Genomic DNA, 16,362 nt, shown 5'->3' with positions numbered 1-16,362 from the left:
CCGGGGGCGGCGGGCCGTCGTGGAACCGGTCGAGCGGAGGACAGGAATGACGGACGGTCCCGCCCCTGGAATGCCCCGGCTGCTGCGCGCGGGGATGGGCGCGGCAGCGGTCGGGCTGCTGCTGATCTACAACTCGGTGGACACCGGGTCGGACGCGGACGGGTCACAGGACCGGGCCGCTCCCCCGGCCGCCGCCGCACCCGCCGTCCCCGGGCCCTCGGGTGCCGGCGACGCGGGCCCGGCACCGGCCGCCGCACCGCAGTCGCCGGCGCTCGGGCGGGCCAAGCCGACCCGGCTGCGGATCCCGCAGATCGCCGTGGACGCGCCGTTCACCGAACTGGCCCTCAGCCCGGCCGGACAGCTCGACGCGCCGCCGCCGGACGACAAGAACCTGGTCGGCTGGTACCGGGACGGCGTCACCCCCGGCGAGCGCGGCAGCGCGGTCGTCGCCGGGCACGTGGACACCAGCAAGGGCCCGGCGGTGTTCCTGCTGCTGAGCCTGCTGCTGCCGGGCAACAAGGTCGAGGTGAGCCGCGCGGACGGCACGGTCGCGGTGTTCACGGTGGACTCGGTGGAGACCTTCGCCAAGGACGCCTTCCCCGACAGGAAGGTGTACGGCAGGACGCCGGACGCCCAGCTGCGGCTGATCACCTGCGGCGGCACGTACGACAAGAAGCGGCGCGACTACCTGGACAACGTGGTGGTCTTCGCCCACCTGGAGTCCTCGCACCCGGGCTGATCCGGCCTCGCCCCCGGTGCGGACGTGCGCGGCCGCCGGCCCCCGTACGCCGGGGCCGGCGGCCGTCCGTGGGTACGGCGGCGGCTCAGCCGCTCACGATGGCCTCGAAGGCGTGCAGGTACGGGTTGACCGGGCGGACCGCGGTGACCGTCAGCCCGGCCTCCGCCATCAGCCCGGCCATGCTCTCCTCGGAATGCTTGGCACCGCCCACGTTGAGCATCAGCATCAGGTCCATGGCGGTGGTGAAGCGCATCGACGGGCTGTTGTCGACCAGGTTCTCCACCACCACGACGCGGGCGCCGGAGCCGGCCGCCTTCACCACGTTGGCGAGGGTGCGGCGGGTGCTGTCATCGTCCCACTCCAGGATGTTCTTGATGATGTAGAGGTCGGCGCGGACCGGGATCTCCACCCGGCAGTCGCCCGGCACCAGACGGGCCCGGGCGGAGAAGGCACCGCCGTCCCGGAGCCTGGGATCGGCGCCGGCCACCACCTTGGGCAGGTCGAGCAGGGTGCCGTGCAGCGCCGGGTGCTTCTCCAGCAGGCTGGCCAGGACGTGGCCCTGGCCGCCGCCGATGTCCGCCACCGAGTCGATGCCGGTGAGGTCCAGGTACTCGGCGAAGTCCACGGCGGACTGCCGGCTGGAGGTGGTCATCGCCTTGTCGAAGACCTTCGCCGAGTCGCCCGCGTCACTGTGCAGGTAGTCGAAGAACTCCTTGCCGAACAGCTCGGGGAAGACGTTGCGGCCGGAGCGGACCGCCTCGTCCAGCCGCGGCCAGGCCTCCCAGGTCCACGGCTCGGTGCACCAGAGGGAGATGTAGCGCAGCGAGTTGGGGGCGTCCTCACGCAGCAGGCGGGACATCTCGGTGTGCTCGAAGCGGTCCTCGCCGGTCTCCGCGAAGATCCCGTAGCAGGCGAGCGCGCGCAGCAGGCGGCGCAGCTGGCGGGGCTCGGTGTCGAGCGTGGCGGCGAGTTCGGTGACGGTGGCCGGGGTGTCGCCGAGCGCGTCGGCGGCACCGAGCCGGGCGGCCGCGCGGACGGCGGCGGCGCCGACCCCGAGCAGGTGCTGGCCAGGACCGCCCAGGTGGTCCGCGCGGTCGGCCTGCCGGTCACCGCGGACCTGGAGGGCGGCTACGCGGACACCGCCGCCGGGGTCGGCGAGACCATCGCCGCGCTGCTCGCCACCGGCGCCGTCGGGGTGAACCTGGAGGACGAGGGCCGCCCGCTGGAGGAGGCCGCCGAGCGGATCGCGGCCGCCAGGGCGGCGGCGGACGTGGCCGGCGTGCCGCTCTTCGTCAACGCGCGCACCGACGTCTTCCTGCACGGGATCGGCGCCCCCGAGGACCGGCCGGAGGAAGCGGTGCGGCGGCTGCGGGCGTACGTCGAGGCGGGTGCGGACGGGGTGTTCGTCCCGGGGGTGTCCGACCCGGAGACCATCGCCGCGCTGGTCGCGGCCGTCCCGGCGCCGCTGAACGTGCTGGCGGGCCCCGGCTCCCCGTCGGTCGCCGAGCTGGCGAAGCTGGGAGTGGCCCGGATCAGCCTGGGCCCCGGACTGGCCGAGGTGGCGTACGCGGCGGTCCGCCGGGCCGCCGAGGAGGTGTACGGGCACGGCACGTTCACCGCGCTCGCCGACGGGCTGGGCTACCCGGAGCTCAACCGGCTGTCCGCGGGCTGAGCGAGGCGGCGGACACCCCGGGCGGCCGGACAGCCCGGGCAACCGGGCACCGTGGGCGGCCGACCGTTCGGGGGTCGGCCGGCCGTCCACGGGCAGGTGGGCGACGGATCAGTTCAGGACCTGCCCGCTGAGCCCCGGGTGGCTCATCTGGTTGGTCCCGATCGCCTCGATCTCGTTGGCGGGCTTGCCGACCAGCGGGAGCTTGCCCACCGTGCGCAGGGCGAGGTCGGCCGGGGAGACTTCGAGCCCGTCGGTGAGCCCGCCGGTGGCGTCCGGCGAGGAGGCGGTCTGGGTGGTGGCGGAAGCCGCCGGGACGGCGAGGGCGAGGCCCGCCATGGTGAGGGCGGCCAGGGTGGCGAGTTTCTTCATGCCCTGCCGAACGACGCGGACCACCCTCAGGTAACCCGCCGGCTCAGACCGTCACCCACAGGGTGCGCACACCGTTGCTGACGAACGAGGCGATCGGCTCGTCGGTCGCGCCCTCCGCCAGGGCCAGCCCGGGGAAGCGGGCGAACAGGTGTCGCAGCGCCGTCTCGGCCTCCAGCCTGGCGAGCCCGGAGCCGAGGCAGAAGTGCGGGCCGTGGCCGAGCGACAGGTGCTTGGCGGGCTGCCGGGTGAGGTCGAAGCGGTCGGCGTCCCGGTGGTGCCCCTCGTCCCGGCCGGCCGCCGCGTAGGAGGCCAGCAGTGCCTCGCCGCGCCGGATCACCACGTCGCCGACCTCGATGTCCTCGATCGCGTAGCGCAGCGGGAACTGCCCGACCGGGGAGTCGTAGCGCAGCGTCTCCTCGATCACCGCCGACCACGGCTGCTCCCCGTCCAGGACGAGCCGCAGCTGGTCCGGGTGGGTGAGCAGGGCGCGGACCGCGTTGGTGATCAGGTTGAGCGTGGTCTCGTGCCCGGCGACCAGCATCAGCAGCAGGGTGCCGACCAGTTCGGCCTCGCTGAGCCGCTGCCGGTCGAGGCGCCGGCCGGCCTCGTGGGCGTCGATCAGGGCGGTGGTCAGGTCGTCGCCCGGCTCGGCCCGCTTGGCCGCCACCACCGAGGCCAGCAGCGCGTTCAGGCCGCGCTGCGCGGCGAGCGCCGCCGCCGGGGTGGCCGAGCTGGAGACCATGGTGTCGGACAGCTCGTGCAGTTCGTCCTGCTGCTCCAGCGCCAGGCCGAGCAGTTCGCCGATCACCTGCATCGGCAGCGGGTAGGCGAAGTGCCGGCGCAGGTCGAACGGGCCCTCCAGCCGGCCGACCTCGTCCAGCAGCGCGATCGCCCGGGCCTCGATGGCGGGCGCCAGCGCGGCTATCCGGCGGGGGGTGAAGGCCTGCGAGACCAGCCCGCGCAGCCGCCGGTGGTCCTCGCCGTCGGCGGTGACCATGCCGGGGACGGCGATGAAGTTGAGCAGCGGCCAGCCCTCCGGGAGCCGGCCCTCCCTGAAGGTGCTCCAGAGCCGGGCGTCCTTGCCGACCCGGGGGTCGGCGAGCAGCGACTGGAGGGCGTCGTGGTGGGTTACCGCCCAGACCACCACCCCGCCAGGGAGCTCCACCAGGACCGCGGGGCCGGCCGCCCTGAGGCGGGCGTTCTCGCCGTGCTGGTCGCGGCCGAAGGGGTCGAGTCTGACGGGTTCGGCGCGGGTTCCGGAGTCGGTGACGGTGTCCATGCGGGCCTCTCGGGGGCTGGCGGGCGGGGCGGGGTGAAGGCGCTGTAGAGCACCGGGAGGGCGGTCAGGGCCCGGGACCACGGGGACGGGCGCCAGGCCAGGTCACTGCCCGGCACGGCCAGCTGGAGGTCCGGCAGGCGGTGCAGCAGGGTCTCGACGGCGGTCTCGACGATGATCCTGGCCGGGTGCTGGGCCGGGCAGACGTGCGCGCCGGCGCCCCAGGCGAGGTGCGCCCGGTTGCCGCCGAGCGAGCCCTGCGCGGCGGCCGAGACGCCCTGCGCGGCCGGGTCGGCGTTGGCCGCGGCGAGGCCGAGCACGAGCATGTCGCCGGCGCTGATGTACTGGCCGCCGAGCACGGTGTCGCCGGTGGCCCAGCGGCCGGGGAAGTTCTGCGTCGGCGGGTCGCGCCAGAGCACCTCCTCCAGCGCGTCGGAGACGGTCAGCCGGCCGCCGGTGAGGGTGGCCCGGAAGCGCCGGTCGGTGAGCAGCAGCCGCAGCGTGTTGCCGGTCCAGTTGATCGAGGTCTCGTTGCCCGCGACCAGCAGCACCACCAGGTGGTGCACCGCCTCCTCGTCGGTCAGCCCGGCCGGGTGGGCGAGCAGCCAGGAGGTGAGGTCGGCGCTGGGGGCGGCCCGGCGGCGGCGCACCAGGTCGACCAGCAGTGCCTGGAACTCCGCTCCGGCGCGCTGGGACTGCGAACTGCTGTCCACGAAGTGGCTGATCAGTTCGACCACCCGCGGCCCGCTCTCCACCGGCAGTCCGACCAGCTGGGTGAAGACCAGCAGCGGCAGCGGACGGGCGTACTGGGCGATCAGGTCGGCGGTGCCGTCCGGACCCCAGCTGTCGATCAGCCCGTTGGCGGCGGCCTCGGTCGTCCCGCGCAGCTGACGGTGGTCGATCTGGGCGAGGGTGTCGGAGACCGCGGAGCGCAGCCGCTGGTGCTCGGCGCCGTCCAGGTTGAGCAGGGTGGGCCGCCAGGAGGTCATCGGCAGCAGCCGGGAGTCGGCGGCCAGCCGGCCCTCGGCGGGCACCCGCCAGCGGCGCGAGTCCTTGGAGAACAGCGCCTCGTTGCGGGTGAGTTCGAGCAGTTCGGCGTAGCCGAGGACGAGCCAGGCCTCGACCCCGGGCTCCAGCTCGATCGGGGCGACCGGACCGTAGCGCTCGCGCAGCCGGGCGTACAGGCCGTGCGGGTCCTCGGCGACGGACTGGCCGAACAGCGGGGTCAGCGGGACGCCCGTGGGCAGTCCGCGGCCGGACGGGCCGCCGGGCAGGCCGCCGCCGTGGGCGACGGGGCATCCGGGTGCCCCGGTGGGCTCGGGGGCGGTCACCGCTGGAGCTCCAGGATCGAGCTGCGGTGCAGGTGGTCGACGAAGTCGATCAGCAGGTCGTAGGACTGCCGCCGGTCACGCGCGTCGCAGTACAGGATCGGCACCTCGGGCAGCAGGTCCAGCGCCGAGCGCAGCTCCTCCTCCGGGTAACTCGGCGTACCCGGGAAGGTGTTGACCGCGACCGCGAACGGGATGCGCTGCTCCTCCAGCCGGCCGAGCACGTCGAAGCTCTCGTCCGGCCGGCGCAGGTCGACCATGGCGATCGCGCCGAGCGCACCGCGCGACAGGTCGTCCCAGAGCGGCCAGAACCGCTGCTGCCCGGGCGTGCCGAACAGGTACAGCGCGAGCCGCGAGTTGAGCGTGATCCGGCCGAAGTCCAGCGCCACCGTGGTGGTGCTCTTGCCGGCGAGTCCGGTGAGGTCGTCGACGCCGCTGCTGGCGGCGGTCATCGTCTCCTCGGTGCGCAGCGGGGTGATCTCGCTCAGCGAGCCGACCAGGGTGGTCTTGCCGACCCCGAACGGTCCGGTGACGAGGATCTTGACCGCGCCCTGCACCGAGGAGGGCAGGTACTGCGGCCCGTCGGCGGACCCGGCGGCGCCGGGGACGGTCTCAGCGGAGTTGGCGGAGGCCAACGAGCACCTCTTCCAGGAGGGTTGCGGGCAGGCGTTCGGCCTGCGGGACGGGCGGGAGCACCTGCACGGCGCCGAGGTCCCACAGGTCCCCGACCAGCACCTTGACGACGCCGAGCGGAAGCCCCAGGTGGGCCGCCACCTCGGCGATGGACAGCAGGCTGTGACAGAGGCCGAGGATGCGCCGGTGCTCACGGTTCAGCAGCGCGTGCTCGGGCAGTTCCGGCGGTCCGGGTAACGCGCTGACCAGGCTCTCCACGGCCAGCTCCGACCGGGTGGGGCGGCTGCGCCCACCGGTGATGACGTACGGGCGGACCGGGCCGCTCACCGGTGGCCCCCCGCCGCGTGGTCGACGCGCGGCGGGCTGGTGAGGTGGCTGCCGATCCGCTCGACCAGGACCTGCATCTGGTACGCGACCAGGCCGGCGTCCACGGCGTCGCCGGCCACCACGGCCAGGTGCGCGCCGGCCCCGGCCGCGACGACGAAGAGGTAGCCGCCGCCGTACTCGATGATGATCTGGCGGGTGGCGCTGCCCGGTCCGCCGAAGCCCGTCGCGACGCCGCGGGCCAGCGACTGGAGCCCGGAGCAGGCGGCGGCGAGCCGTTCGGCGTCCTCGCGCGCGATGCCCGCGCTGCGGCCGATCTCCAGGCCGTCGTTGGAGACGACCACGGCGTGCTGGACCTGCGGGACGGCGATGATGTCGGCGAGCAGCCAGCCGAGATCAGGGGTGGTGGTCATGGAACTCTCCGGAGCGCTGGGGAAGTCGGGGGGAAGCGGGCAGGGAAGGGTCGGACTGGGCCTGGGCCCGGACGGCCGAGCGGCCGCTGGCGGTCCCGGCCTGGAACATCGCCATGAACGCCTGCGCGTCCCGGGCCGAGCGGTAGGGCGGCGCGGGCGGCGGTGGGGGAGCGGCGTGCTGGGCGGGGCGGCCCGTGCGGGCGCGCCGGTGGCTCCGGCGGGGCAGCGGCGGGGGAGTGTCGGCGGCGGGCCGTCCCGGCGGCGGGGTCTCCACCATGGGGTGACCGGCGGGGGAGACCGGTCGGGGCCCCGGGTTGAACGCCCGGTCGTCCGGCCCGAGGCCGGGGACAGTGGGTGGCAGCGGCTCGGTGAGCAGCGCGTTCGGCAGCAGCAGGACCACCCGTACGCCGCCGTACGGGGAGGGCGCCGAGCTGAGCGTGACCCGGAAGCCGTACTGCTCGGCGAGCCGGCCGACCGCGGCCAGACCCAGCTGCGGCACCTCGCCCAGCCGGGAGACCTCCAGGGTGCTGCCGCCGGCCAGCGCGGCGGCGGCCTTGGCGACGGCCTGCTCCGGCATGCCCACGCCGCCGTCGTCGATCTCGACGACGGCGCCGTTGTGCACCGGCATCAGGGTGACGAACACCTGGGTGCTGGGCGGGGAGTAGCGGGTGGCGTTGTCCAGCAGCTCGGCGATCGCGTGGATCAGCGCCTCGGCGGCGGCGCCGACCACCGCGGTCTCGATCCGGCTGCGCACCACCACGCGCTGGAACGGCAGGATGCGCGACTGGGCGCCGCGGACGACGTCCTCCAGGGCGACCGGTTCCGGCCAGTGCCGGCCGGCCCTGGCGCCGCAGAGCACGGCCAGGGTCTGGGCCAGCCTGGCCTGTTGGGCGGCCGCGTGGTCGGCCTTGAGCAGGCCCTCCAGCAGCGCCGGGTCGTCGTGGGTGCGCTCCATCTCGTCGAGGAGCGCCTGCTGGTCGTGGGCCATCACCAGGATCCGGCGGGCGACGCTGAGGAAGGCCCGCTGGGTGGAGGCGGTGTGCTCCTGCTCCTGCTGGACGGCGGCGAGTTCGGCGCCGCGGCGGGAGAGCCCGGCGGCGAGCTGTTCCCGGACGGCGGCGAGTTCGCGGTGGAGCCGGTCGGCGCGGCCGCGTTGGGTGACGGACACGGCGCGGTACCGCGCGGCGGTCACGAGGGCGAGGACGGCGAGCACGCCGGTTGCCGTTGCGCACCACTGAGTCATCGTCACGCGCGAATTCTAGGGTGATGATCCTACGAAGGTGTGAACGGATCTCGCCAAGTGACCGGATCTCGTCAATATCGAGTCAATTCGGCGTCAATCGGCAGTCGTTCGACCCCGACCCCACGGCCTGACGAGGCCTCGTGATGCTCCGGCCGGCCCCGTGGGAGGCGGCGGATTCAAGCCGGTCGGCCGGATCGCCTCCGGTGATGTGTGGGACCTGTGCGCGGAATGTTACGGAAGGGGCGCCGTCCGGTGCAGGAGCAGCAGCGCCACGTCGTCCGGCCTGGACCGCCGCTCGGTCACGTTCAGGGTGAGCAGGTCGGCCAGCCGCTCCAGCGCCGACGCCGGGCCGACCCGTCCAGGACCGGCCCGCCGGGCCCACAGTTCGAGCCCGCCGAGCATCCGCTGCACCGACTCGTCGTAGTCCTCCTCGCGGTCCTCGACCAGCCCGTCGGTGTACGCCAGCAGCGTCTCGCCGACCGCCAGCCGCTCCACCGCCAGCGGGTACGGCCGCTCCGGGGCCACGCCCAGCGGCGGCCCGCCCTCCAGCTCCAGCTCGACGGCGGCGGCGTCGGCGGTGATCCGCACCGGAGCCGGGTGCCCGGCCCTGGCCGCGGTCAGCACGCCGTCCGCCGGGTCCAGGGTCAGGTAGAGGCAGGTGGCGAACAGCTCGGTGTCCAGTTCGGCCAGCAGCCGGCTGGTCCGGGTCAGGGTGGCCGCCGGGTCGTGCCCGTCCGTCGCGTACGCCCGCAGGCCGCTGCGCAGCTGGCCCATCACCGCGGTGGCCTCGGCGTTGTGCCCCTGGACGTCGCCGATCACCAGCCCGATCCGGCCGTCCGGGAGCCGCAGCAGGTCGTACCAGTCGCCGCCGATCTGCATGCCCTCGGTGCTCGGCAGGTAGCGGGCGGCGCTGGTGATCCCGGGCAGCTGGGGCAGGGTGCGCGGGAGCATCGCGCGCTGTAGCTCGGAGGCCCGGTGGTGGTGGGTGTCGTACAGCCGGGCCCGCTCCAGGGACTGCGCGAGGATGCCGGCGAACGCCGAGTACAGGGTGCGGTCCTCGCGGCCGAACGCCCGCTCGGCGGCGAAGGTGATCAGGCAGGAGCCGACCTGCTGTCCGGAGGCGACCAGCGGCAGCACCGCCCAGGCGGCCGGGGAGAGCGGGTCGCGCCGGGTGCGGGCCGCCGCGGGGTCGCTGAACAGCGGGGCGGAGCGGGTCAGCGACCGCTGCATCACGTCCTCGGACAGGTCCGCCAGGCGGGTGAGCTCGGTGCGCCGCGGGCCCCCGTACACGGTGTGCGAGACGGGCAGCAGCCGGCCCTCGTCCACCAGGTCCAGGACGATGCCGGCGGCGCCGAGCGCGGGGCGGGCGACGTCGGTGACCGCGGTGGTGACGTCCCGGACGGTCACCGCCCTGGACAGCGCCCGGGTGAGCGTCAGCAGCAGCGCCGTCCTGGCGGCGGCGGGGGAGTTCCGCTCCTCGGCCGGCGGCTGCCCCCGGTGCCCGGCGTCGGCGAGCAGCCCGGCGATCCGCACCGGCCGCCCGTGCACGTCCAGCATCACCTCGCCGGACTCCTCGACCCGGGCCACCTTGCCGCCGGGCCGGACCACCCGGTAGCCGATCCGGTAGCGGCCGCCGGTGGCCAGCGCCTCGGCCAGCGCGGCCTGCACGTCCGGCAGGTCCTCGGGGTGGACCAGCCGGTCCAGCTCGGGGGCGGTGCCGTCCGGGGCGGCCGGGCGGCCCGCCAGCCGGAACGCCTCGGCGTCCCAGTAGCTCTCCCCGGTGACCAGGTCGCGCTCGAAGGCGCCGTGTCCGGCGGCCCGCACGGCCAGCGACAGCAGCGGGTGGGCCAGCCCGGCGTGGCGGCCGTCGGCCGCCCGCGGGTCCTCGGGCGACCGGACGCCGTACGGGGCCCGGGTGCCGTGCGGGAGGTGGGCGTCGGCGTGGTCCAGCAGGTGGGAGAGCCGGTGGGCGCAGGCCTCGGCGACCGTCTCCAGGACGTCCAGGTCGCGGCGCGGCACGGTGCCCCGGTGGGCCAGCGTGAGGGCGAGGACGCCGATCGGCCGCTCGTCCACGACCATCGGCAGGGTGATCACGGTGATCATCCCGGTGCCCATGCCGGCGTTCCCGTCCGGGTAGTCGAAGCTGGTGTGCTCGGGGCCGAGCAGGTACGGGCGGCGCAGCCGCAGGGCCATCGCGGCGGGCAGCTCACCGGCCGGGTCGACCACGCCGTAGCGCTCGTGCGCCCAGTCCGGCAGCCCGTGCGAGGCGATCAGCCGGAGCATCCCCGCGGAGTCCAGCAGGTAGAGCACGGACCCCTCGCCGGTGATCCAGCCCGGGCCCTCGGCCAGGACGGTGCCGAGCAGTTCGGCGGCGCTGGTGCAGCCGAGCAGCAGGCGCACGCAGCGCATCGCGCTGCGCGTGGTCGGACTGCCGGCGGGCTCCAGGGGCACTGACCCTTGATACCCCATTTCCCCGGGGGGCGGATGGTGACCGAGCCGGGCCCGGGCGGCTGGGCTAAACGGGCCAGGCGCGGAGGCCGGTGGTGAGGGTGGTGATGAGGCGGTCGTGGGTGGTGGTGAGGTCCTCGGCGAGCCGGAAGGCGCCGGCGGCGCTGAGGGAGGCGAAGCCGTGGGCGAGCGAGCGGACGGTGCGGGCGGCGTGGATCGCCTCGGAGCCGTCGAGGCCGTACTCCCGCAGGACGGCGATGATCACGCCGACGAGCCGGGCGGCCGCGCGGGCCAGGTCGTCGTCGGGCTGCGGGGCCTGGGGGAGGGCGTTGTAGCGGTGCGGGTGCTCGGTGGCGTACGCGTGGTAGGCGCGCAGCACCGCGGCGACGGCGTCGTCCCCGCTGCGGCCGACCGCCGCCTCGGCCAGCCGGTCGGCCAGCTCCCCGGTGACCCGGACGGCGATCAGCCGCCGCAGTTCGGCGAGGCCGCCGCTGACGTGCTTGTACAGCGAGGGGGTGGCGACCCCGGCCCTGGCGGCGACGGAGGCCAGGGTGAGGGCCTCGGCGCCCTGCTCGTCGATGAGGGCGAGGGCGTGGTCGACGACCTGGTCGGGGGTCAGTCCTACGCGGGGCATGGGTTCGGGCTCTCCGTACGGAAGTCGGGCGGGTGCGGGCGGCGGGTGGTCGACGGGCGGGCGGCGGGTGGTCGGCGGTTGGTCAGCCGAGTTCGGCGAGGAAGGGCAGCAGGGCGTCCGCGGTGGCCGCCGGGTTGTCGGCCATCGGGTAGTGCCCGGACCCCTCGATCATCGCCTTGCGGGCGCCGAGCGCCGCGGCCTGCCGGTCGGCGACGAGTTCCGGCTTCGGGAAGTCGGGGTCCTTGCTGCCCATGACCACCAGCGCGGGGCACCGCACCGCGGCCGTCCAGCCGACCGGCGCCGAGTCGCCGTGGACGTACCCGCGGGTGGCGGTCTTGCGTCCGGGGGTGCGCAGGTCGGCGACCAGCCCGTCCACGTACGCGTCGAAGTCGGCGGGCCTGGCGCCGGGGAAGGCCATCCGGCGCAGGTAGAAGCCCCAGGCGGCGGGCCAGTGGACGAGGGCCGCGCCCATCAGGCCCATGGCGGCGCGCATCAGGGCGCCCGGCGGCGGGGTCTCGACGAAGGCGTCGATCAGCACGATCCCGGCGACCCGCCCGGGGGCCTCCCCGGCGGCCCTGACGACGGTCGCCCCGGTGTACGAGTTCCCGGCGAGGACGGCGCGCTCGATGCCGAGGTGGTCGAGCAGGGCGAGGACGTCGCCGGCGAGGGCGGCCGGGCCGTAGTCGTCCCAGGCGATCGAGGACTCGCCGAAGCCCCGCAGGTCCATGGTGACGACCCGGTGGCCGGCGGCGACGAGCAGCGGGCGCAGGTGCCGGTACGCGGCCCGGCTGTCGAGCATGCCCGGGAGCAGGACGACGGGGGCGCCGTCGCCCTGCCGGGTGTCGTCGAAGGCGATCCGGCCGCCGGGGACGGTCAGGTACTGGGTGCTCGGGGTGATGGTGCCGTTCATGGGGTCCTCCTCGGGCCGCCGGTGCGGGGCATCGGCGTTGCTGCCGATAGCCATAAAGCTAAGGCTAATAGCCTTAGCCGTCAAGCGACCGGCGGGCGGCGATCCGGGAAGGGGGCGGGTCAGGCGCCCTCGACCCTGAACGGGTCGTGCTCGCTGAGCAGCTTCTCCAGCCGGGCCTGGTCGACCCGGGTGACCATCTCGTTGGTCTCCTGCTTGTCCCGGATCACCTTCGCCAGCGTGAACGCGGAGGTGACGGTGTAGAGGAGGCCGATTCCGAGGAACGCCCGGGTCCACCCGCCGACCGGCAGGTAGGCGATCCCGACGGCGAGGGTGGTGCCGGACAGGGCGAACGAGAGGACGGCCTGGATGTAGTAGGCGGCCGTCGTGCGGGTCTGCATCGGTGCGCTCATGGCGTCAGGATGCGGCCGTCCGGCCGGACCGCACATGAGTAGGAGTACTCAGATGGAGCCGTGCATGAGGGGTCGTTCGTTGACGTCCGATCATATGGTCGACAGTCGCTTCCACCGGATGGCTTGGAATCAGCGCCTCCTAGGATTAACGTTTGATAACGCAGCGCGGTCGTCAACGCCGTACCCAGACGGCACCGTGCGCGGTGCCTAATCCCACCGACCGGCCTCCGGGCAGGTCAGGGAGCCGGGGAACCACGTTCCCTGGGGTGAATCGGCGGGGCCCAGGCCCGGCCGTAGGAGACCTTCCTGCTCCGAACCCGTCAGCTAACCCGGTAGGCGCGAAGGAAGGAAAGGAGCGCGCCTCCGTGGCGTCGACGTACACCCCGGCACACCCGGCCGGCCCCGCAGCCGGTACCCAGCTCCTCGACCACCCCGGCTCGGAAGGCCCCGACGCCTTCGCCCCGGAGGCCGAGACCAACCGCCACCGGATGCCGCGTCAGACCCGCGGAACCTCCCCGCTGCTCGGCGTCACCGCCGTCGCCGCCACCCTGGGAGCCACCGGTTTCGCCTCGGCCACCCCGGCCGCCGCCCCCGCGGTCGAAGCCCCGGACGAGGCCCCGGTCGCCCTCTCCGCGGACCCCGGCCTCGCGCTCGCCGCCCGCATCCAGCACCAGGCCGACAGCCAGCGCACCGCCGCCGAGGAGACCGCCAGGGTCCAGGCCGCGCAGGAGGCCGAGGCCAAGGCCGCCGCCAAGGAGGCCGAGGCCAAGCGCGCCGCCGAGGAGGCCGAGCGGGCCAAGGCCGCCGCCCTCACCCTGCCGGTGGACGACTACCGGCTCTCCGCCCACTACGGCCAGAGCGCCCGCTACTGGGCCAACCTGCACACCGGCCTGGACTTCGCCGCCGACACCGGCACCCCGGTCCACGCGCTCGGCCAGGGCACCATCACCTCGGCCGGCTGGGCCGGCTCGTACGGCTACCGGATCGTCGAGACCCTGCCCGACGGCACCGAGATCTGGTACTGCCACCTCTCCTCGATCACCAAGGGCTCCGGCAAGGTCGTCGCCGGCCAGCAGATCGGCAAGGTCGGCGCGACCGGCAACGTCACCGGCCCGCACCTGCACATGGAGATCCGCCCCGGCGGCGGTGCCCCGGTCGACCCGGAGCCCTGGCTCCAGCAGCGCGGCCTCAACCCGTGACGCACCGGGCCTGACGCGTCGGCCCGGCGCCACTCGCTGAGGCACCCGCTCGCAGACGCACCCGCGAAGGCCCCCGGCCCGGAGCACGAGCTCCCGGCCGGGGCCTTCGCGGTGTCTCACTCCTCGGCGGGCAGCTGCGCCAGGTACGCGTCGATCTCCTCCTGGCCCGGCTCCGGCGCCAGCTCGGGGAACTCCTCCACCAGCAGCCGCGGCAGCCCCGGCACCGTCCACTCGCCGAACAGGTCGAGCGCCGCCTCGACCGCCGCGTCCTCGAACTCGCCGAAGTCCCCGGCCAGTTCGTCCGGCATCGGCCGTCCCAGCGCGGTCAGCTCGGCCAGGTTGCGGTAGCTGCGCCGCATCAGGCCCTGCTCCAGCAGGCGCCGCGCGCCGTCGGTGGCCATGCCGACCGAGAGCACCCGGCTCCAGCCCCAGCCCTGCTCGTCCGGCTCGTCCAGCCAGCCGGCCGGCGCCAGGTCCTCGTACGCGGCCAGCCGCTCCTCCTCGGCGAGCCCGCCGAAACCGGCCAGCCAGTCCCGCACCGCCTCCCCGTCGGCGACGTCCACCCCGTGCGCGTGCAGCAGCAGCGCGTACAGCCGGGGCCAGGTCACCAGATCGGCGCGGCGCAGCAGTCCGGCCGCGACCTCGCCCTGCCACTCGGCCTCCGCGTGCAGCCGCTCCTGGCGCTTGGCGTTGAGCCGCCGGGCCGCCCGCTGGTGGTCGGCCAGCAGCCGGACGGCGTCGCCGTACGCGAGCGGGTCCTCCTCGGGCGCGGGTTGGACGTACAGGTGGAGGCGCTCGTACAGCAGGTGCTCCACCGCGTTCGAGGTCAGTTCGGGCCAGCCGTCGTGCATCCTGCCCTCGCCCAGCTCCAGCAGCGCCAGCACCGTGCGCAGCGGCCCCTCGGCCACCGGCGCACGGCCCTGCTCGGCCGCCCAGGCGAGCAGGTCGGCGGCCTTGGTGCGGGGGGCGAGCCGCAGGTCTTCGTCGTTCATAGTCCGAACGGTAGCCGCCGGGCGGGGATAGGGTCGGCAGCCATGCTCCCCGTACGACTCACCGGCCCGCGCCTGGCCATCCGCGAGTACCACCACACCGAGGGCGACGTGGACGCGCTGCACGCGCTGTTCGGCGACCCCGAGGTCACCAGGTACCTGCCCTTCGGGCCGTGCGACCGGGAGGCCTGCGCCGACCAGATCGAGCTCTACCTGGAGGAGGCGATGGCCGGGGAGCGGGACACCTACCGGCTCGCCGTCACCAGGCTCGCCGACGCCGAGGACCCGGGGGACGCGCCGCCGGTCGCGCAGGCCTCGCTCGTCCTCGGCGGCCACCGCTCCGCCGACCTGGGGTGCGTGCTGGCCGACGAGGTCAGGGGCCGCGGCTACGCGGGCGAGATCGTCGGCCTGCTCCTCGGCCTCGCCTTCGGCCCGCTGGACCTGCACCGGCTGACCGCCCGGGTCCACGTGGACAACGCGGCCTCCGTGACGGTGCTCACCCGGCTGGGCTTCCGGCGGGAGGGGCGGCTGCGGCACGACGGGTTCAAGGACGGCGTCTGGTCCGACTCGTACCTCTACGCGCTGCTCGCCGACGAGTGGCCGGGCCGGGCCGCCGGGGCGGCGGGGGGTTAACCCCACCCCGGATCCGCCAGGCCTCCGGATCCCGGCCGTCCGGCGCGTCCAGCAGACTGGACCCTGTCAGCGGGACGAACGAACGCCAGAACGAGGGGCCGGGGGCCGGGAGCATGAGCAGCAGCCACAGCATGGAGGACCGGGAGTGGGACGTCCTGGGCGGTCACGGTGGCGACCCGCGTCCCGCCGGGGCCCGCAGGACCGGGCAGCGGCCGGCCGCGTGGCGGGCGCCGTTCTCGGCGTACTACTACCGCGAGGTCGGCTACGCGCTCAGCGGTCTGCCGGTGGCGATCGCCGGGTTCGCCGTCTCGATCACCATGTTCTGCTTCGGCCTCGGCACCTTCGTCACCGTCCTGGGCCTGCCCGTCCTGGCGGGCCTGACCATCGTCGCCCGCGGCTTCGGCCGGCTGGAGCGGGCCCGGGTGCGCGGGATGCTGGCGCTGGACGTCCCCGGCCCGGAGCCGGTGCGCCAGGTCCGCCCGGGCAACTGGGGCGCGATCACCGCGCGGCTGGCGGACGGGGCCGGCTGGAAGGCCGTGCTGTACCAGGTGGTGATGTTCCCCTGGGCGATATTCAGCTTCGTGGTGACGCTGGTGTTCCTGCTGCTCGGCTGGGTCCTGGCGCTCTACCCGGCGTACCACTGGGTCTACCGGGCCTACACCCCCTGGAACGGGTTCCGGCTGTTCGACTACCGCGACAGTGACGGCGTCCAGCACGTGTACGAGATCCAGGCGCTCTGGCAGATCGTCGGGCTCTCGGTCCTCGGGGTGCTGCTGGTCTTCCTCACCACCCAGCTGGTCCGCGGCCTGACCAACGTCAACCGGGCCGCCGTCCGGGGCCTGCTCGGCCGCTGACCGCCGCCTCCGCCCACTCCCAGGCCCCGCCCGCGCCCCGGACGTCCTCCGGATGCGGGCGGGGCCGCCCCGTGTTCGGATGACCGGGTGGCTGCCGCCGGCCTTCCCCCCGCTCAGCCGGACGTCCTGGTCACCTCCCGTCCGCTGGACGAGTACTGCGCCCAGTTCGGCCTCACCAGGGCCCGGCTCGCCGCCCTGCCCGGGCCGCTGCTGGACTGTCCCGGCGGCGCGGCCGGCCTGGCCGCCGAGGCCCGCGAGCTGGGCTGCCGGGTGATCGCCGTCGACCCG

At 74.9% G+C, this 16,362-nt stretch carries 18 protein-coding genes, 1 pseudogene and 1 riboswitch; of the genes and pseudogenes, 6 read left to right on the top strand and 13 right to left on the bottom strand.

The annotated features are described in order from the left end of the window. The first annotated feature begins 46 nt into the window (after positions 1-46). On the top strand, positions 47-739 hold the full coding sequence (locus BU198_RS37125) for a class F sortase (RefSeq protein ID WP_188301200.1): 693 nt from the start codon (positions 47-49) through the stop codon (positions 737-739). 85 nt (positions 740-824) lie between these two features. On the opposite strand, the gene BU198_RS37120 is transcribed toward BU198_RS37125, so the two are convergent. Next, positions 825-1,820: a methyltransferase gene (locus BU198_RS37120; protein WP_188301201.1), complete on the bottom strand. Its 996-nt coding sequence runs from the start codon at positions 1,818-1,820 to the stop codon at positions 825-827. On the opposite strand from BU198_RS37120, the gene BU198_RS37115 reads away from it, so the two are divergent. Then, on the top strand, positions 1,800-2,411 hold the full coding sequence (locus BU198_RS37115) for an isocitrate lyase/phosphoenolpyruvate mutase family protein (protein WP_188301199.1): 612 nt from the start codon (positions 1,800-1,802) through the stop codon (positions 2,409-2,411). The two genes, BU198_RS37120 and BU198_RS37115, sit on opposite strands and share 21 nt — an antisense overlap. A gap of 108 nt (positions 2,412-2,519) precedes the next feature. On the opposite strand, the gene BU198_RS37110 is transcribed toward BU198_RS37115, so the two are convergent. From BU198_RS37110 to BU198_RS37065, 11 genes are all read right to left on the bottom strand, one after another. Continuing rightward, positions 2,520-2,804, bottom strand: a complete 285-nt coding sequence (locus tag BU198_RS37110; protein WP_188300935.1) for a hypothetical protein — start codon at positions 2,802-2,804, stop codon at positions 2,520-2,522. 19 nt (positions 2,805-2,823) lie between these two features. Next, positions 2,824-3,924: a cytochrome P450 gene (locus tag BU198_RS37105; protein ID WP_317620464.1), complete on the bottom strand. Its 1,101-nt coding sequence runs from the start codon at positions 3,922-3,924 to the stop codon at positions 2,824-2,826. After that, complete coding sequence (locus tag BU198_RS43020; protein ID WP_317620465.1) at positions 3,909-5,387, bottom strand: cytochrome P450; 1,479 nt, start codon at positions 5,385-5,387, stop codon at positions 3,909-3,911. Before BU198_RS43020 ends, BU198_RS37105 begins: the two co-directional genes overlap by 16 nt. After that, entirely contained in the window at positions 5,384-6,019 is a 636-nt protein-coding gene (locus tag BU198_RS37100; RefSeq protein ID WP_188300937.1) for a GTP-binding protein, read from the bottom strand. Before BU198_RS37100 ends, BU198_RS43020 begins: the two co-directional genes overlap by 4 nt. Beyond that, entirely contained in the window at positions 5,997-6,344 is a 348-nt protein-coding gene (locus BU198_RS37095) for a DUF742 domain-containing protein (protein WP_188300938.1), read from the bottom strand. Before BU198_RS37095 ends, BU198_RS37100 begins: the two co-directional genes overlap by 23 nt. Further along, the gene (locus BU198_RS37090; RefSeq protein ID WP_188300939.1) at positions 6,341-6,754 is read right to left on the bottom strand and encodes a roadblock/LC7 domain-containing protein; all 414 of its coding nucleotides are present in this window, start codon (positions 6,752-6,754) and stop codon (positions 6,341-6,343) included. Before BU198_RS37090 ends, BU198_RS37095 begins: the two co-directional genes overlap by 4 nt. Next, on the bottom strand, positions 6,738-7,997 hold the full coding sequence (locus tag BU198_RS37085; protein WP_223245390.1) for a sensor histidine kinase: 1,260 nt from the start codon (positions 7,995-7,997) through the stop codon (positions 6,738-6,740). Before BU198_RS37085 ends, BU198_RS37090 begins: the two co-directional genes overlap by 17 nt. A 231-nt stretch (positions 7,998-8,228) precedes the next feature. Further along, positions 8,229-10,448 (bottom strand): SpoIIE family protein phosphatase, encoded by a 2,220-nt coding sequence (locus BU198_RS37080; RefSeq protein ID WP_188300941.1) that lies wholly within the window; start codon positions 10,446-10,448, stop codon positions 8,229-8,231. Between the two features lie 64 nt (positions 10,449-10,512). Beyond that, positions 10,513-11,079, bottom strand: a complete 567-nt coding sequence (locus BU198_RS37075; protein ID WP_188300942.1) for a TetR/AcrR family transcriptional regulator — start codon at positions 11,077-11,079, stop codon at positions 10,513-10,515. Between the two features lie 82 nt (positions 11,080-11,161). After that, positions 11,162-12,043, bottom strand: coding sequence for an alpha/beta fold hydrolase (locus BU198_RS37070; RefSeq protein WP_223245384.1), 882 nt, complete (start codon positions 12,041-12,043; stop codon positions 11,162-11,164). Positions 12,044-12,108: 65 nt separating this feature from the next. Beyond that, complete coding sequence (locus BU198_RS37065) at positions 12,109-12,399, bottom strand: YiaA/YiaB family inner membrane protein (protein ID WP_188300943.1); 291 nt, start codon at positions 12,397-12,399, stop codon at positions 12,109-12,111. Between the two features lie 194 nt (positions 12,400-12,593). Further along, a riboswitch (cyclic di-AMP (ydaO/yuaA leader) is annotated at positions 12,594-12,752 on the top strand. A 12-nt stretch (positions 12,753-12,764) separates the two neighbouring features. Here BU198_RS37065 and BU198_RS37060 point away from each other — a divergent pair. Then, entirely contained in the window at positions 12,765-13,598 is an 834-nt protein-coding gene (locus tag BU198_RS37060; protein ID WP_317620466.1) for a M23 family metallopeptidase, read from the top strand. A gap of 116 nt (positions 13,599-13,714) precedes the next feature. Here BU198_RS37060 and BU198_RS37055 read toward each other — a convergent pair whose 3' ends face one another. Further along, the gene (locus tag BU198_RS37055; RefSeq protein WP_188300944.1) at positions 13,715-14,590 is read right to left on the bottom strand and encodes a hypothetical protein; all 876 of its coding nucleotides are present in this window, start codon (positions 14,588-14,590) and stop codon (positions 13,715-13,717) included. A gap of 42 nt (positions 14,591-14,632) precedes the next feature. Between BU198_RS37055 and BU198_RS37050 the strand changes: the two genes are divergently transcribed. The 3 genes and pseudogenes from BU198_RS37050 to BU198_RS37040 form a co-directional block, all read left to right on the top strand. Then, complete coding sequence (locus tag BU198_RS37050) at positions 14,633-15,220, top strand: GNAT family N-acetyltransferase (RefSeq protein WP_188300945.1); 588 nt, start codon at positions 14,633-14,635, stop codon at positions 15,218-15,220. Between the two features lie 113 nt (positions 15,221-15,333). Next, positions 15,334-16,074: a sensor domain-containing protein gene (locus tag BU198_RS37045; RefSeq protein WP_188300946.1), complete on the top strand. Its 741-nt coding sequence runs from the start codon at positions 15,334-15,336 to the stop codon at positions 16,072-16,074. An 87-nt stretch (positions 16,075-16,161) separates the two neighbouring features. Then, positions 16,162-16,362, top strand: a pseudogene (locus tag BU198_RS37040) (hypothetical protein); the annotation flags it as partial.

This window comes from Streptomyces sp. CBMA156 (genome assembly GCF_014596515.1).
In the GTDB taxonomy this organism is placed as follows: domain Bacteria; phylum Actinomycetota; class Actinomycetes; order Streptomycetales; family Streptomycetaceae; genus Kitasatospora.
The sequence above is the reverse complement of the archived record's forward strand: the minus strand, read 5'-3'. Positions and strand labels throughout refer to the sequence as shown.

What these genes read in the sequence shown, in the direction of transcription:
- BU198_RS37125 (WP_188301200.1), top strand. Translation starts at nt 47, where the DNA reads ATGACGGACGGTCCCGCCCCTGGAATGCCCCGGCTGCTGCGCGCGGGG.
- BU198_RS37090 (WP_188300939.1), bottom strand. Translation starts at nt 6,754, where the DNA reads ATGACCACCACCCCTGATCTCGGCTGGCTGCTCGCCGACATCATCGCC.
- BU198_RS37085 (WP_223245390.1), bottom strand. Translation starts at nt 7,997, where the DNA reads ATGACTCAGTGGTGCGCAACGGCAACCGGCGTGCTCGCCGTCCTCGCC.
- BU198_RS37075 (WP_188300942.1), bottom strand. Translation starts at nt 11,079, where the DNA reads ATGCCCCGCGTAGGACTGACCCCCGACCAGGTCGTCGACCACGCCCTC.
- BU198_RS37070 (WP_223245384.1), bottom strand. Translation starts at nt 12,043, where the DNA reads ATGGCTATCGGCAGCAACGCCGATGCCCCGCACCGGCGGCCCGAGGAG.
- BU198_RS37065 (WP_188300943.1), bottom strand. Translation starts at nt 12,399, where the DNA reads ATGAGCGCACCGATGCAGACCCGCACGACGGCCGCCTACTACATCCAG.
- BU198_RS37055 (WP_188300944.1), bottom strand. Translation starts at nt 14,590, where the DNA reads ATGAACGACGAAGACCTGCGGCTCGCCCCCCGCACCAAGGCCGCCGAC.
- BU198_RS37050 (WP_188300945.1), top strand. Translation starts at nt 14,633, where the DNA reads ATGCTCCCCGTACGACTCACCGGCCCGCGCCTGGCCATCCGCGAGTAC.
- BU198_RS37045 (WP_188300946.1), top strand. Translation starts at nt 15,334, where the DNA reads ATGAGCAGCAGCCACAGCATGGAGGACCGGGAGTGGGACGTCCTGGGC.